Raw genomic sequence first — 14,041 nt, 5'->3', positions numbered from 1 at the left:
GCCGGATTTTCTTAAAACTCGTACCACGTGCCGTCTTTTGACAAATACCAATCGGCGAGCACGTCGGTTTTTCCCGTATCGTACCACGAAATACTTCCGTCTCGATTCAGCACTGCGATGCGCTCTCCGTTTTGTACGGCTTTTACCGGAAGCGATGCGGAGCGGCCGTAGGCGACGCTTTTTTTCCGAGAAAGATCGTACGAATACAGTTTTTCACTGCCGATATCCGTAAAAACGTGTCCGTTGTAAAAGTACGTAAAAGCGCCCGTATCTTCATCGTTCAATTTTAAAAGCATCGTCGTTTTCGAAAGCGCCGGAGTATACGAAAAAAGATTCGTCGTCTTTTGTTCGTCGTCGGACTGAAGGGCGATGCCGTACAATTCTTCGTCGCTCGTCGAAAGCGCATAGACGACATCGGCAGCGATTTTAAGCGGCACGATTTCCTTTGTGCGCATATCGACGCTGAGCAGGGCGGACGGCGGATTTGTCGCAGACGACTTTGCGACATAGAGCGTATCGCCGGAGATGAGGGCATCCTGCAGTCCCGTACCCGCATAGAGCTCTTCGATTTCACCCGTGTCCCTGTAATAGGCGCGGATGACGGCGTTGCTTTCCATTTCCAAAATCACATTTCCGAATGCGCGCACGGATTGGACAGCGCTTTCGGGTGTAAAAAGCCTGAACGTTTTGTTTTCCGTAAAATCGAAATATTCGACCGGCCGCCGCGTACCCCGCGACCACAGGATGACGCCCCCTTCGCAGACGCTCATATTCGTGTGCGCGTCATTCGATGTGCGTTTATCGACGGTGCCGGTATCGTAGGATGAGGCATAGAACGCATCGCGCGTCAAAAAATAAAAACCGTCTTTCGCACTCGCCGCATCGGAAATTGTTTCATAGGCATCGTCGGTGATCGGGGAAAGCGAAAGAAGCGCCGTATCGGAAGAAGTCGTCGTTCGAAATACGTTACCGCCTGAAGAGGCGAGGGCGATTTCATCTCCCGCTTTTGCACCCGCTCGGATCGCTTCTCCGTTTGGAAGCGATTTGAAATTTTTCAAAATACGGGGAGATGAAAACGTTTTGTCTCCTCGGTTTTCAAGCATCGAAAGCGCGTACGTTCGGGATGCACTGCTTGCGATATAGTACAGGTCTTTATCGTCGGCGCCTGTTATGAGCACGGGATCGCGGGCTGAGACGGAAGCGGTCGTTTTTCCCGAAAGCGCCGAAACGGCGTACACCGTATCGTTTTTCGTGCCTGCCAAAAACATATCGTTGTCGAAGGATGCGATATCCGAAAGGTTCGCTTCGCAGCTCAATCGCCGTTTGAGTTTTCCGTCGAGCATATTGTAATAGGAAATAAAGCCGACGGGCGAATACGTGCACAGCGTTTTTTCAGATGCGCTCGTCGCGGCGTAGGAAACGATACCGGTCGAATCTTTTAAGACGTCGGCGACGCTTCCGTCCGAAGCGCGCAAAAAGATCGCCCCTTCGACGGAAGCCGTTCCGACGATGACATAGGTGCCCTTTGCGGAAAACGACAGAGACGTTACCGCGTCCGAAAAGCGCCGTGCGTATTTTCTTTTGAGCGTGTCGAAATCCCATACGCTCACGCGGTTTACGAGTCCTCCGTCCGTTTCGTATGCGGCGATCGTTTTACCGTCGGGGGCGAGGGCACAGAGTTTTACGCTCATATCCGAAATTTGATAATGCTTGCCCTGATCGTCGCCTGTCCATTTTATTAAAAATCCGTCGTCGCCCGCCGTAAAAAACGCACTTCCGTCGCGGGAAGCGGAAATCGCCCTGACTTCTCCTTCATGCTTTTGATTCGAAACGCGAGTCTGAGATACAAGCGGCAACGCGCTTACAAAAGCAGCGGCAAAAAATACCGTATTTTTTAATAATATATTCATAGCATTATCCTAATGTGAGCGAAGCGCCGCAGTGAGATGGCGTATATCGCTTGTCATGCCGAGTACGAAAAGGGATGCGATAATCGCGAGCCCCGCGTACTGCGCGTAATATTGTATTTTCGGATTGAGCGGGCGGCGGCAAACGAATTCGACGAACGCGAAGAAAATCAAAGCACCGTCGAGCACCGGTATCGGAAGCAGGTTCATGATAAAAAGCGAAATGCTGATAAAGGCCATGAGTTCCAAAATCGCCGTGATGCCTTGTCTGAACCCCGCGCCGAACCCGTCTTCAACGGTGTTTCCGAGCATACCTGCAACACCGACGGGACCTGAAATCGCATTTTGCACGTCGGCTCCTTTAAATAAAAGCGCTATGCTTTTTACGGTAAGCGAAAGCGTTTCTCCCGTCCGCTTTATCCCCTCAACGAGCGCTTTAAAAAACGGATAACGTTTCGCTTCGCGCAGTATCGGCTCGTTCGAAAAAGGCGTGACGCCGATCTTTCCGCTCCCGGTCGATTTGTCGAAATCGCTGTGCACGGTGCAGGAGAGCTTTTCGCCGTTACGCAATACGACGATATGTAAATCCCTGTCGGGGTTCGACGCGACTTCCCGGATGATGTCGGAAAAATCTTCGACGGGTTTTCCTCCGATCGATACGATAGTGTCGCCGGTTTTCAATCCCGCTTTCCTCGCAGGTGAATGCACTTCGGGGAGGGTTTCGTCCGCAAGCTTTATCTTTGCCGTATACGAATAATACGTATAGCCCGTCATCGCGATGATCGAAAAGGCCGCAAACGCGAAGAGCGCGTTGAAAAAGGGACCTGCGAATCCGATGAGAGCGCGTCCGAGCGGGTTGATACCGTAGAGCGAATCGCGTTCAGCTTCGATGCGCGGAGAAGAGGCGTCGAGCGCTGCTTGAAAATCGCCTTCTCCTTTCATGCCACAGTATCCGCCGAGGGGCAAAAGCGATAAACGGTAGTCGGTACCGCCGATCGTTTTATGCAACAGGGCGGGACCGAAGCCGAGCGAAAAAGATTCGACTTTTACGCCGAATAATTTCGCTGCGAGAAAGTGTCCGAGTTCGTGAAAAAAAACTAAAAAACCGAGGCAGACGATGCCGTAAATCCATTTCATATCAGAGTTTTTGCAAGAGATCTCGCTTTTGCATCCGCTTTAAAAACGTCTTCGAAGCTTTCGGGTAACATTGTCCAATCTTCGTCAAGCACGCTTCGAACGACGCGGGCGATGTCGGTAAACGAAAGTTTTCCGTCGAGGAATGCGAGGGCTGCGACTTCGTCGGCGGCATTGTATGCGATCGTATAGGATGCCCCTCGTTTTGCCGCTTCGTACGCGTATGCAAGGAGCGGAAAGTCTTCGGTACGCGGACGGAAAAACGAAAGCGTTTTGTCAAAGAGATCGAAAGCTTGAAGATAATTTTCCGCCGTTTCGGGCCGTGTAAGCGCCGAAAGAATCGGGTGTTTCATGTCGGGATCGGAAAGCTGGGCGTAGAGCATACCGTCTTTTGTGCGCACGAGCGAATGTACGATGCTTTCGGGGTGGACGACGACTTTTACGATTTCGGGCGATACGTCGAAGAGGCGGCACGCTTCGATCACTTCAAGCCCCTTGTTTGCAAGCGTCGCCGAATCGATCGTGATTTTTTTGCCCATCTTCCATGTAGGGTGGGCGAGGGCGTCTTCAACCGAAACGCGAGCAAGAGCTTCTTTTGCGTATGTGCGGAAAGGACCGCCGCTTGCGGTTATGAGGATTTGGGCGATATTTTCTTTACCGATTTTTTCGATGAGGCTGAAAATCGCAGAATGCTCCGAATCGACGGGGATGATGCGAGCGCCCGACTTTTGTGCGAGAGCTTGTATGAGATGCCACGCCATGACGACGGTTTCTTTATTTGCAAGTGCCAAATCTACTCCCGCTTCGAGCACCGCTTTCGACGGAAGGAGACCCGCGCTTCCGGCTATTCCGTTTACCGCGATGTCGGGGCGCGTTTGCCTTATGAGGCGCTCGATGCCGTGCGGATCATCGGCCGTAAGCGTAAAATCGCAGCCGAAAGACGAAGCGAGCTTTTCGGTTTTTTCGCGGCTCGTATGAGAGGCGAGGGCGCACGCACGGAAACGTTCGGGCATATTTTTAATGATGTCGAGCGTACTCGTACCGATGGAGCCGGTACAGCCCAAAACGAAAACCTTTTTCATCGTAAAAAGATCGGAACTCCGTAGAGCAGGCGGAGCGAAAGATAAAATACGGGAGCTGCAAACAAAAGCGAATCGATGGAATCCAAAACCCCGCCGCGGCCGGGCATAATGCCGCCCGAATCTTTTACGTTTGCGCTTCGCTTAAACACCGATTCGGCGAGGTCTCCGACGATTGCGGCGCTTGCGACGAGGGTGCCGAATAAAACCGATTTCCAAAGAGAACCCGGAAATATATGCGGCAGGAATCTTTGTGCGATGAGCGAGGCGAGGATACAGCCGACATAGCCGCCTGCAAAACCCGCAACGCTTTTATTCGGGCTTGCGGCGATGACGCCTCGGTTGTTTTTTCCGAACAGCATGCCGAAAAGCCAGGCGACCGAATCGCAGATAAAGGTCATCCACAAAAATACGGCGATGTAAAAGCTTCCGTACTCATAGGCCGTCATTCGGGAAATAAACGTGATGAGGTAGCCCGTATACAATAAAATCGATACGGAGAGAGACACGGCCGTATTCGAATGTTCGAAGGTTTTTACCGTAAGCGCATCGTAGGCCATGAGGATGCACGCGCCCGCAATGCATACCGCCGTTACGATGCCGAAGGGGAGGACATACCATACACACAGGTATGTCGAAACGGGAATCAAAAGATTTAAAAACACGACGAGGGGCTTCGGCAAAAGGGGACTGTTTTTTGAAAACATATCGTAGAGTTCCAAACTGCCGATACACGAAAAAGTGCACACGGCGATGTGAAAGGGCAGTTCGTAAAAAAACGGAACAAAGACAAGACCGATCACGAGCGGTATGCCGATAAAGAAAATCAAAAGCCGTTGTACGAGTTTTGGCATCGCGCTTTCCTCCAACTAAAAATTCCCTTATGCAAGCACTGCGCCGAACCGTCTCGTTCTCTTTTGAAACTGCTCGATATGACCGTACAATTCGTCTTCGCCGTAGTCCGGCCACAGCGTATCCGTAAACACAAGCTCCGCATAGGAGGCGTGCCACAAAAGAAAATTACTGAGTCGCTTTTCGCCGCCCGTTCTGATCAATAAGTCGACGTCGGGCAGATCGGGTATATCGAATGAAGAAGAGAGAGCATCTTCATCGATTTCGTCCGCCGATGCGTATGCGTGCGCTTCGATAAGTTTTTTTACGCCGCGCACAATTTCGTCCCTGCCTCCGTAATTGATCGCCATGACGAGCGTCGTTCCGGTAAAGTGCGCCGTTTCCGCCGTCGCGCTCCGTATCTCTTTGCGGATATCTTCGGGAAGACCTGCGATATCGCCCAAGTGCAAAAGCCGTATTTTATTTTTTTTATAAAATGCGAATTCCGCCCTCAAGTGATTTTTAATAAGGCTCATGAGATAACCCGTCTCTTCGGCGGTGCGCTTCCAGTTTTCCGTCGAAAAAATATAGAGCGTAACGTATTCGATGCCGAGAGCGGAAGCGGCTCCGACGATTTTTTTCGCCTGTTCGGCGCCCGCATAATGCCCTGCACTGCGGTTTTTATGCTGTCTTTCAGCCCACCTGCCGTTCCCGTCCATGATGATAGCAACGTGGCGAGGCAGGCGGCTCATATCGAGTGAAGTCAACCTTCGAGTATTTCCTTTTCTTTTGCATCGTAAAGCTTTTGTATTTCGGCGATATACTTGTCGGTAAGCTTTTGCAATTTGTCCGTTTCGGCTTTCAAACCGTCTTCGGTAAGTTCTCCCGATTTTTGCTGTTTTTTGAGCGCATCGTTTCCGTCTCGGCGGATATTGCGGATCTGCGTGCGGTAATTTTCCGCGTCGGCTTTCGCCTGTTTGACGAGCTCTTTGCGCCTGTCGGCCGTGAGCGGCGGAATCGCGATGCGGATCACTTTGCCGTCGTTCGACGGATTTAAGCCGAGGTCGGCAGCCAGGATCGCTTTTTCGATGTCACCGATAAGCGATTTGTCGAAGGGCTGAATGACGACCGCCCTCGCTTCGGGAATCGCGATCGTCGCCACTTGGTTGAGCGGCGATTTTTGCCCGTAGCAGTCGACGCGCACTTTGTCGAAAAGAGCTGCACTCGCGCGTCCCGTTCTGATCGCGGCAAAAGTATCGGTAAGCGAATGTATCGCTTTTTGCATTTTCTCTTCACTGTCTGCCATTACTGCCTCCGGTAGAAAATATGGTTTTGAAAGGTTCGTTAAAACAAACGCATGGCAAAGCGCACGCAAAAAAGTTCACGAACGCTTTGCATCGTGCCTCTATCTCCCGAGAACGTAGAGATGCACTTCTCCGAATTCGAGCGGGGTGCCGACTTCTTTCGACACTTCCGCGAGTTTTGCGGCGACGCTCACTTTGTCGTCTTTGACGAACATCTGATCGACAAAGCACACTTCTTCGAGATGCTTTTTCAGTTTACCCTTTAAGATGCCGTCTTTGACGTTTTGCGGTTTTGACGCCGTCTTTTCATCCTGATCGAGCTGCTGGGTAAATATTTCCATCTGCTCGTCCATATATGACTGGGGAACGTCTTTTTGCGTGATATATGCAGGCGTAAAAGCCGCCATGTGCAGACAGCAGTCGTTTGCGAATTCCTGTACTTTCGGATCCGTCGACCCTTTAACGATACAAACGGCGCCCGTTTTGAAATCGCTGTGGACATAAGTTCCCGCAACCGCGTTTTCCGGCACGTCGATAAGCGATACGCGGCGCACGGACATGTTTTCGCGGACCTTCGTCGCAAAAACGGTAAGCATATCGGAATGCTCCGGTTCCACTTTCGTGTAGCCTTTTTCAAAGGTTACATCAACGAGCTTTTGTCCGAGAGCTGTGAATTCTTCGTTTTTGGAAACGAAATCCGTTTCGCACACGAGTTCGACGACCGCGATCTTGTTTCCTTTTCTCTGAATGTAAATGCGTCCTTCCGCGGTCGCGCGGTCGGCTCTTTTTGCAACGGCGGCCAGCCCCTTTTCTTTTAAAAGCTTGGTCGCTTTGTCGATGTCGCCGTTCGTGTCTTCAAGCGCGCGCTTGCAATCCATCATGCCGGCGCCCGTCGTTTCACGCAGCGTTTTAATATCCGATGCTTTAATATTCATTATCGTAACTCCAAAATTGTCGGAAGATATCCGAAAATTTCCGCTTTCGGACATCTCCTTTCGTTAGTTATTTGTCGCCGTATATTTTATCTTCGTCGATAAGCTGATCCGCTTCTTTTTGTTCGGTATCGGCATCTTCTTTTTTCGGTTCCGTCGGCTCGTAATTCGAATAGTCTTCGATTTCAACGTCGTTGTCTTTGACGGCGGCATCCGTCTGTATGTTTTCGTCTTCATCGTTCAAATTTTCGAGGATCTTTAAGCCCTGTTCGTTGTCCGCTTCGATGACCGCGTTCGCGATGATCGACGTAAACAGCGAAATGGCGCGGATGGCGTCGTCGTTGCCGGGAATAGGGTAGTCGATACCTTCGGGATTGCAGTTCGTGTCGACGACCGCAATGATGGGGATACCCATGCGGCGTGCTTCGGCGACGGCGATCTGCTCTTTGTGCGTGTCGATGATGAATACGACGCCCGGCAAATCTTTCATCTCTTTAATGCCGGCGAGGTTTTTTTCAAGTTTCGCTTTTTCTTTTTGCAGCGCGGAAACTTCTTTTTTTGTCAAATTGTCGAAGGTGCCGTCGACTTCCATCTTTTCGATTTTTTTAAGCCGCTGCAGCGATTTTTTAATCGTTGAAAAGTTTGTGAGCATACCGCCGAGCCAGCGGTTGTTGACGTAGAATTGACCGCAGCGTTCGGCTTCTTTTTGAATCGCCTGCTGCGCCTGTTTTTTCGTTCCGACGAACAGGATCGATTTTCCCGCCGTCGTCGCTTTGCGTACGACTTCGTAGCTTTCTTTTATAGCCGCGATCGTCTTTTGCAAATCGATAATGTGAATCCCGTTCCGCTCCGCGAAGATGTATTTCTTCATGCGGGGATCCCACCGCTTTACCTGATGACCGAAATGAACTCCCGATTCAAGCAGGTTTTTCATGGTTACAACTGCCATGACATACTCCTTCACCGGTATCGTATGATACCCCTAACTCTGTTTCTCGATGCGTCGTCTCTTATAAAAAGTGAAACGTACGGAAGATCGTTTGCCCCTTTAAGCCTACGGCCAGAGGGCTTACGGCAACGCTATTCGATAATCGAATAACCCTGCGACATAAGAATATCATAAAGCTCCGATATGGGCAAGCCCTCGACGCCGCTGGTCGTGCCCTTTATCTTTTTAATAAAACACGATGCGAGGCTTTGAATGCGGTAGCCGCCTGCAGCCCCGTGCCATTCACCCGTTTCGATGTACCATTCGATTTCGCGCTCGCTCATCTCTTTGAACGTCACTTCCGTAACGCTTTCGCGGACGACCGTCGTCTTCGTTTTGCCGCTGTAGAGCGCGATAACCGTTTTGACCGTATGCGTTTTTCCGCTCAATTCGCGGAGAAAGGCCGCCGCTTCTTCTTGATCGGAAGGCTTGCCGTAGATTTTATTGTTGAAGATGATAACCGTGTCGGCGGCGAGCACCCACGGGATTTCCCTGTCGGCCGAAAGCGAACGCACGACAGCTGCGATCTTTTCGCGTGCAAAAATTTCCGGCACGTCTTCGGCCGGAAGAGAGGGCGATACGGTTTCGTCGATGTTCGGCATGATCACTTGATACGGAATGTGCAAGAGTTTCAATATGTCCTGACGGCGCGGCGACGACGATGCTAAAATAATCGGTTCCATAATTTTTTTACATCCTCAATAACTTTTTGTGCTTCAGAAGCATCTAAAAATTGCAATTTTCAAATGCCGGCTTCATGTCGTGTTTTACGACGATGAGAGATATGGGATTCGAACCCACCGCCTTCAGCTCCGGAGGCTGACGCTCTATCCAGATGAGCTAATCTCTCTTGTGTGCGGCACATATCGCTTTCTGCGTTTGTGTACAGCACGCATCGATCAAAAAAAATCGTCTCTAAATTTCCCGCCCCGCGCACGGAACATCGCGAAACGATAATTTTTAATTGTATCGATTACTTTCCGCTTCCCGAAGACGATGAGTCGAGCTTAATGCCCTTGAGCACTTCGAGCGCACGCTTTCGCACCGCAGTCGTATAGTGGTAGTCGGATGCGATCCGTGATATCTCGTCGACCATCGTGCGCTTGTTTTCCGTACTGCCTGCAAGCTTTTCAAACGCGTCGAGCGTTTCGATCGCCATGCTGCTTGTAGGATTCAATACGCGGTTTCGGTGATTTGCGAATGCGATCGCGTCGGCGGCTTCATCGTTTTCGTTTAAGCCCATCTCTCCGAGAGCACGGATCGCGGCGGCCTGTACCATCGGTTCGTTGTCTGCGATTGCGATATTGATGAGCGTATTTTTCGAGTGCTCGCCTCCGACTTTTGCGAGAAGCAGACAGGCTTTCCGCCGTACATCGGGAAAATTGTTGACGAGGCGGCCGCCCGTTCGCGCCTGCGTCATAAGGCCTTCGCCTGCAAGCTGATCGAGAGCGGCAGCGACATCTTCGGATACGTTGCCGCTTTTGACGATGCCTTCGAGATATTCGAGGGCGACGAGCTTGTTGTCGTACGAATCCGAGCGGGCGAGGGTCAGCACGACCGTGCCGTCGACGTCGCTCAAGTATTCGTTTTCAACAGACGTTTCGCCTCGCTTTGCGGAATCGTTTTTTTTCTGGACTTGCTGTTCCTGCGCAAAAAGTGCCGAAGCAGCCGTAATCAGCACGGCTGCACAAAACGTAATCTTATCAAATTTCATCTGCTCGATCTCCTGTAAAACTTTTGCGGAAAAAAGCGGCTTCCGAAAAGTTTTCGCCTTTTCATTTATTCTATAAAAAATCGAAAAAAAAATCAACGTTCGAAAATACCGACTGCAAACGGATCGTTCCATGCGATGTTGTTTGCAAAAGTACCGACTGCGAGGGCAGGCGGACGCACTAATCGGTTCCGCGCCGAAAACAGCCGCGTCAATCGATGGGCGGAATGTGGACAAGCCACTTATTGCCTATTTTATTAAAATAATAATAGATGATGTCGGTGTCTTTGCTCACTTGAACGGCTTTGACGTCCGTTTTCGAATCGTATCTGATTTCGTCGACTTTGCGCCCTTTCCGCGACGGAACGAAGATATACGTAAAATAATCGCGCAGCGTGTTCATGCGCAGCCCTTTGACGGGAAGCATTTTCGACGCGTGCTGCAGATTTTTCGGATTCGACCAATAGCGGATCGATTCGTCGTCGATGTATTTGAGCCATGCTTCATAGCGCCCGCTCGCCATAATGGACGAAAGTTCGTCGATCGTCGCCATGATCACGGCTTTATCGTCTTCAAACGTTTTTTGCGTAACGTCCACATTGTTTACCGAACGGAGGTATTCTTCGTTTGCGGCAGCCGTCTTCACGTCCGTTTTTTGTATATCGCTTCGCTTTTCCGCCGTCGTTTTTTTTACCGATGACGAAGGCAAATGCTGCGCGGGACGCACCGACGCGCATGCAAGAATCGAAAACAGAGAAAAAATACAACCGATAACGGGCACGATTTTTTTTATCTTTTTCATAGTATTCTACTATACAAGCGATTGTTCGTTTCGTCAAATGGACAATCGCGTTATTTTAAAACGGTATCGGGAGCCGTGATTTCGCCGCGGTACAATATTTTCGGGTAGACGATGATTTTAAGCCTCTTTTCGAGCGCGCTGTAGCGCCGCATTTCATACTCGTCCCCGACGACGATATTGATTCCCGTTTTGCCCGCGCGTCCCGTGCGTCCCGCTCGATGAACGAAAAAATTGTCGTCGTCGTTTAAATCCATTTGAACGACGTGTGAAACGCCTTGAAAATCGAGCCCTCGGGAGGCGACGTCGCTCGTAATCAAAATACGGCAGCTTCCGCTTTTAAATCGGTCGAGAGCACGCTTGCGCTTTTGCTTGTCTTTTTTCGCGTAGAGGGATTCGCAGTCGATATTTTTATATTTGAGTTTCGATGTGATATTTTCCACTTGATCGCCGCGGCTCGTAAAAACAAGCATTTTTTGTATGTCGAGGGCGGCGATCAGCTTTTTCAGCGTATCGATTTTATCGCGGCTTTCGGCGTAAATCGCCCAGTGCGAAATGCGCTTTCGAAGCACGTCTTCTTCCGGCATCGAAATCGATTCGCATTCGGCAAAAAAAGCTCTCACTGCTTTCGTCACCGTCGCCGAACATCCGACGATCTGCACGTTTTTCGGAAAAAAAGAGACGAGGGATGCGAGGTCGTCTTTGATCTCTTTTTTGACGAGCCGGTCGACTTCATCGAACACCGCAGCGCGCAATCCTGCAAGTTTTAATTTTTTTAAACGCGCGAGCTCCAAAAGGCGGACGGGGCTTCCGACGGCGATTGCGGGATTCCCTTTTAAAAGCTCGGTTTGCCGCCGTATCGGCGCGCTTCCGGCAAAGAGCGCGCATTTTGCATTTGAAATCGACATGGCGGCGTCTCTGATTTGGGAAGAAAGTTCGAGCGTCGGAGCGACGACGAGGATTTTTACGCCGTTTTTTTCGTCCTTTTCGATACCGTCTATGAGCGGCAAAAGATATGCGAAGGTTTTGCCGGTACCCGTTTCCGACTGAAAGAGAAGATTTTTCCCTTCAATAATGAGGGGGATTGTCTTTTGCTGCACGGGCGTCGGGCGAGCGATCGAAAGCGTTTGCAGTTTTGCGCGTATTTCGGGAGAAAGGAGCGAAAATGCGTTTTGCGTGTCCATGAGCAAACTATAGCGCAAAAACGGAATTGCTGCTATAATATTTTGTCATGAAAGCAGGCATAGATACATTCGGCTGCGATCACGGGCGCTCCGGGATCGGCTCATACCTCCATTCGTTTGCGGCTAATCTCCCGCTTTCAGGCGATACCGAATTCGAACTGTTCGGTTCCGAAATCGATCGGTACACATATAATTCGGTGCGCGAAATTCCGTTTCAAGCTCTTTCAGTTCCCGACAGCCTTGCAGCCGAGCGCTTATGGCATTTTTTTCGCCTGCAAAAATTCGCTCAAAACGCAAAGTACGATGTCGTGCTCTATCCCGCCATCGAGCGCGTACTGCCGCTTTCGTTTAAAACGCCGGGAGTCGCCGTCGTCAATTCCATCGTTTCCGTTATGCTCAAAGAAAAGGGTGACGGTATGATGCGTATGCAGATAAAGCGGGGGCTCGCAAAGGTGCAAAAGATCGTCGCCGCGAGCGAATTTTTGCGAAATGATTTGATAGGACTCGGCATCGACGAAGCGAAAATCGAAATCATTCACAACGGCATCGACCACAGGCTCTTTTTTCCGCAGCTGCAGATCGATGCCGAAACGGTAACCATAAAACCCTTTGCGATAAAGCGGCCCTATTTTATCTACGGTTCGCGCCTTTCAGGACCTGAAAAAAAACACATCGAACTTATAAAAGCCTTTGCGCTTTTTAAAGAGCGCACGAAATCTCCGCACCGCCTCGTCATCGCGGGCGCCGAAGGACCGTCATCCGAAGACGTGCACCGAGCGGCATCTCTTTCTCCTGCCGCGTCGGATATTTTTCTCACCGGTTTTTTTCCGCACGAAAGCTTTCCGCTCTTATACGCGGGAGCCGATGCCTGCGTTTTTCCGTCGGTGAACGAAGGAGTAGGGCTTCCGATTCTCGAAGCGATGGCTACCGGCATTCCCGTCGCATGCGCCAAAGCCGGTGCGCTTCCGGAAATGGGCGGGGAGGCAGCTCTCTATTTCGATCCGAACGATATCGAAGAAGTCGCTTCGGCGATGGAAAAACTTGTTGTCGATTCGGCGTTCCGAGAAAAGATGATCGCTTCGGGACTGCGCCGTGCACAGCGCTTCAGCTGGGAGACGACGGTTTCCGAAACGATCGAAGTTATGAAAAAAATCGTACGGTGAAAACCCGGCAGGTTTAAGGTTTCGGATTTTATTTTCAATGAATTTTATCTTTGCCGCCAATGGAAAGATCGTATGTGCGTTGACAGGAGTACGCGTTTTATGATATAGTTTTAAAACTATCGTTATTCGGTAATTTTTTTCAGAGGAGTTCGATATACCATGTCAGGACACAGTAAATGGTCAACGATTAAACATGCAAAAGGAATCGCCGACGCAAAGCGCGGCCAAATGTTTACAAAATTCATTAAGGAAATTTCAATCGCTGCGCGCATGGGCGGCGGAGACCCGAACTCGAATCCCAGACTCCGTACCGCTATCTTGAAAGCGCGCGCGTCGAGTATGCCGAAAGACAATATCGAACGCGCGATTAAAAAAGGCACCGGCGATACGGACGGAAAAACATACGAAGAGCTCGTCTACGAAGGATACGGACCGGGCGGAGTCGCCGTCCTCGTTGAAACGCTTACCGACAACAAAAACCGCGCGGCGGCCGACGTGCGCAACATTTTCGACAAAAACGGCGGAAAGCTCGGCGTTACGGGTTCGGTTTCCCGTATGTTTGCACGCAAAGGCACGATCGAATACGATGCCGAAAAAGTGTCGGAAGATACGGTTATGGAGATCGGCCTTGAAGCCGGTGCCGATGACATCGTAAACGACGGCGGCATCATCACCGTCACGACCGACCCTTCGGCTTTTGACAGCGTACTCGAAGCGCTTCAGGAAAAGGGACTCGAGTCGCTTTCCGCACAAGTGGGTATGGTCGCCGATACGAATGCGCAAGTCGACGCGGCGACGGCCGAAAAAGTGCAAAAGCTCATCGACAAGCTCGAAGAAAACGACGACGTACAAAACGTATACACGAACGTCGAATATCCCGAAGATTTCGAGCCTGCAGAGTAAGCGGCGTCTTGGTGTTGCTCATGCGTTTGGGCGTGAGCGGATATATCGAAACCTCTGAAAATCTGTTGCGTTTTCGGAGGTTTTTTTATTATGCCTTATACGCCTC

General features: G+C 50.6%; 14 protein-coding genes and 1 tRNA gene. 2 read left to right on the top strand and 13 right to left on the bottom strand.

Annotated features, from left to right (window positions below; translation table 11 throughout):
• Window positions 1–11: 11 nt before the first annotated feature.
• The 13 genes from HMPREF0860_RS00765 to HMPREF0860_RS00705 all read right to left on the bottom strand — a co-directional run bounded on the left by HMPREF0860_RS00765 (window position 12) and on the right by HMPREF0860_RS00705 (window position 11,869).
• Window positions 12–1,910: a WD40 repeat domain-containing protein gene (locus tag HMPREF0860_RS00765; RefSeq protein ID WP_021329971.1), complete on the bottom strand. Its 1,899-nt coding sequence runs from the start codon at window positions 1,908–1,910 to the stop codon at window positions 12–14.
• A gap of 9 nt (window positions 1,911–1,919) precedes the next feature.
• Window positions 1,920–3,044: a M50 family metallopeptidase gene (locus HMPREF0860_RS00760; RefSeq protein ID WP_021329992.1), complete on the bottom strand. Its 1,125-nt coding sequence runs from the start codon at window positions 3,042–3,044 to the stop codon at window positions 1,920–1,922.
• Window positions 3,041–4,123, bottom strand: coding sequence for a 1-deoxy-D-xylulose-5-phosphate reductoisomerase (locus tag HMPREF0860_RS00755; protein WP_021329990.1), 1,083 nt, complete (start codon window positions 4,121–4,123; stop codon window positions 3,041–3,043). The genes HMPREF0860_RS00760 and HMPREF0860_RS00755 overlap by 4 nt, the downstream gene beginning before the upstream one ends.
• Window positions 4,120–4,974, bottom strand: coding sequence for a phosphatidate cytidylyltransferase (locus tag HMPREF0860_RS00750; protein WP_021329921.1), 855 nt, complete (start codon window positions 4,972–4,974; stop codon window positions 4,120–4,122). Before HMPREF0860_RS00750 ends, HMPREF0860_RS00755 begins: the two co-directional genes overlap by 4 nt.
• A gap of 27 nt (window positions 4,975–5,001) precedes the next feature.
• Entirely contained in the window at window positions 5,002–5,703 is a 702-nt protein-coding gene (gene uppS / locus HMPREF0860_RS00745; protein WP_038080709.1) for a polyprenyl diphosphate synthase, read from the bottom strand.
• An 11-nt stretch (window positions 5,704–5,714) separates the two neighbouring features.
• Window positions 5,715–6,257, bottom strand: a complete 543-nt coding sequence (gene frr / locus HMPREF0860_RS00740) for a ribosome recycling factor (RefSeq protein ID WP_021495410.1) — start codon at window positions 6,255–6,257, stop codon at window positions 5,715–5,717.
• Window positions 6,258–6,356: 99 nt separating this feature from the next.
• Window positions 6,357–7,190 carry a translation elongation factor Ts gene (tsf, locus tag HMPREF0860_RS00735; protein WP_038080734.1) on the bottom strand — a complete coding sequence of 278 codons (834 nt, stop codon included), beginning with the start codon at window positions 7,188–7,190 and terminating at the stop codon, window positions 6,357–6,359.
• 67 nt (window positions 7,191–7,257) lie between these two features.
• Window positions 7,258–8,136, bottom strand: a complete 879-nt coding sequence (rpsB, locus tag HMPREF0860_RS00730; protein WP_021329896.1) for a 30S ribosomal protein S2 — start codon at window positions 8,134–8,136, stop codon at window positions 7,258–7,260.
• Window positions 8,137–8,267: 131 nt separating this feature from the next.
• Window positions 8,268–8,858, bottom strand: coding sequence for a Maf family protein (locus HMPREF0860_RS00725; protein ID WP_021329900.1), 591 nt, complete (start codon window positions 8,856–8,858; stop codon window positions 8,268–8,270).
• A gap of 93 nt (window positions 8,859–8,951) precedes the next feature.
• Window positions 8,952–9,025, bottom strand: a tRNA-Arg gene (locus HMPREF0860_RS00720).
• Between the two features lie 123 nt (window positions 9,026–9,148).
• Window positions 9,149–9,889 (bottom strand): HEAT repeat domain-containing protein, encoded by a 741-nt coding sequence (locus HMPREF0860_RS00715; RefSeq protein WP_038080732.1) that lies wholly within the window; start codon window positions 9,887–9,889, stop codon window positions 9,149–9,151.
• A 208-nt stretch (window positions 9,890–10,097) separates the two neighbouring features.
• Window positions 10,098–10,688, bottom strand: a complete 591-nt coding sequence (locus HMPREF0860_RS00710) for a hypothetical protein (protein ID WP_021329916.1) — start codon at window positions 10,686–10,688, stop codon at window positions 10,098–10,100.
• Window positions 10,689–10,738: 50 nt separating this feature from the next.
• Entirely contained in the window at window positions 10,739–11,869 is a 1,131-nt protein-coding gene (locus tag HMPREF0860_RS00705) for a DEAD/DEAH box helicase (RefSeq protein WP_021329905.1), read from the bottom strand.
• 47 nt (window positions 11,870–11,916) lie between these two features.
• Between HMPREF0860_RS00705 and HMPREF0860_RS00700 the strand changes: the two genes are divergently transcribed.
• Together HMPREF0860_RS00700 and HMPREF0860_RS00695 are read left to right on the top strand one after the other, a co-directional pair.
• Entirely contained in the window at window positions 11,917–13,032 is a 1,116-nt protein-coding gene (locus tag HMPREF0860_RS00700) for a glycosyltransferase family 4 protein (protein ID WP_021329993.1), read from the top strand.
• Window positions 13,033–13,191: 159 nt separating this feature from the next.
• On the top strand, window positions 13,192–13,935 hold the full coding sequence (locus HMPREF0860_RS00695; protein ID WP_021329914.1) for a YebC/PmpR family DNA-binding transcriptional regulator: 744 nt from the start codon (window positions 13,192–13,194) through the stop codon (window positions 13,933–13,935).
• Window positions 13,936–14,041 lie beyond the last annotated feature (106 nt).

It is taken from the genome of Treponema socranskii subsp. socranskii VPI DR56BR1116 = ATCC 35536, assembly GCF_000468115.1.
Taxonomy (GTDB): domain Bacteria; phylum Spirochaetota; class Spirochaetia; order Treponematales; family Treponemataceae; genus Treponema_D; species Treponema_D socranskii.
Note: the sequence above shows the minus strand (reverse complement) of the source record. Positions and strands in the feature narration are given on the sequence as shown.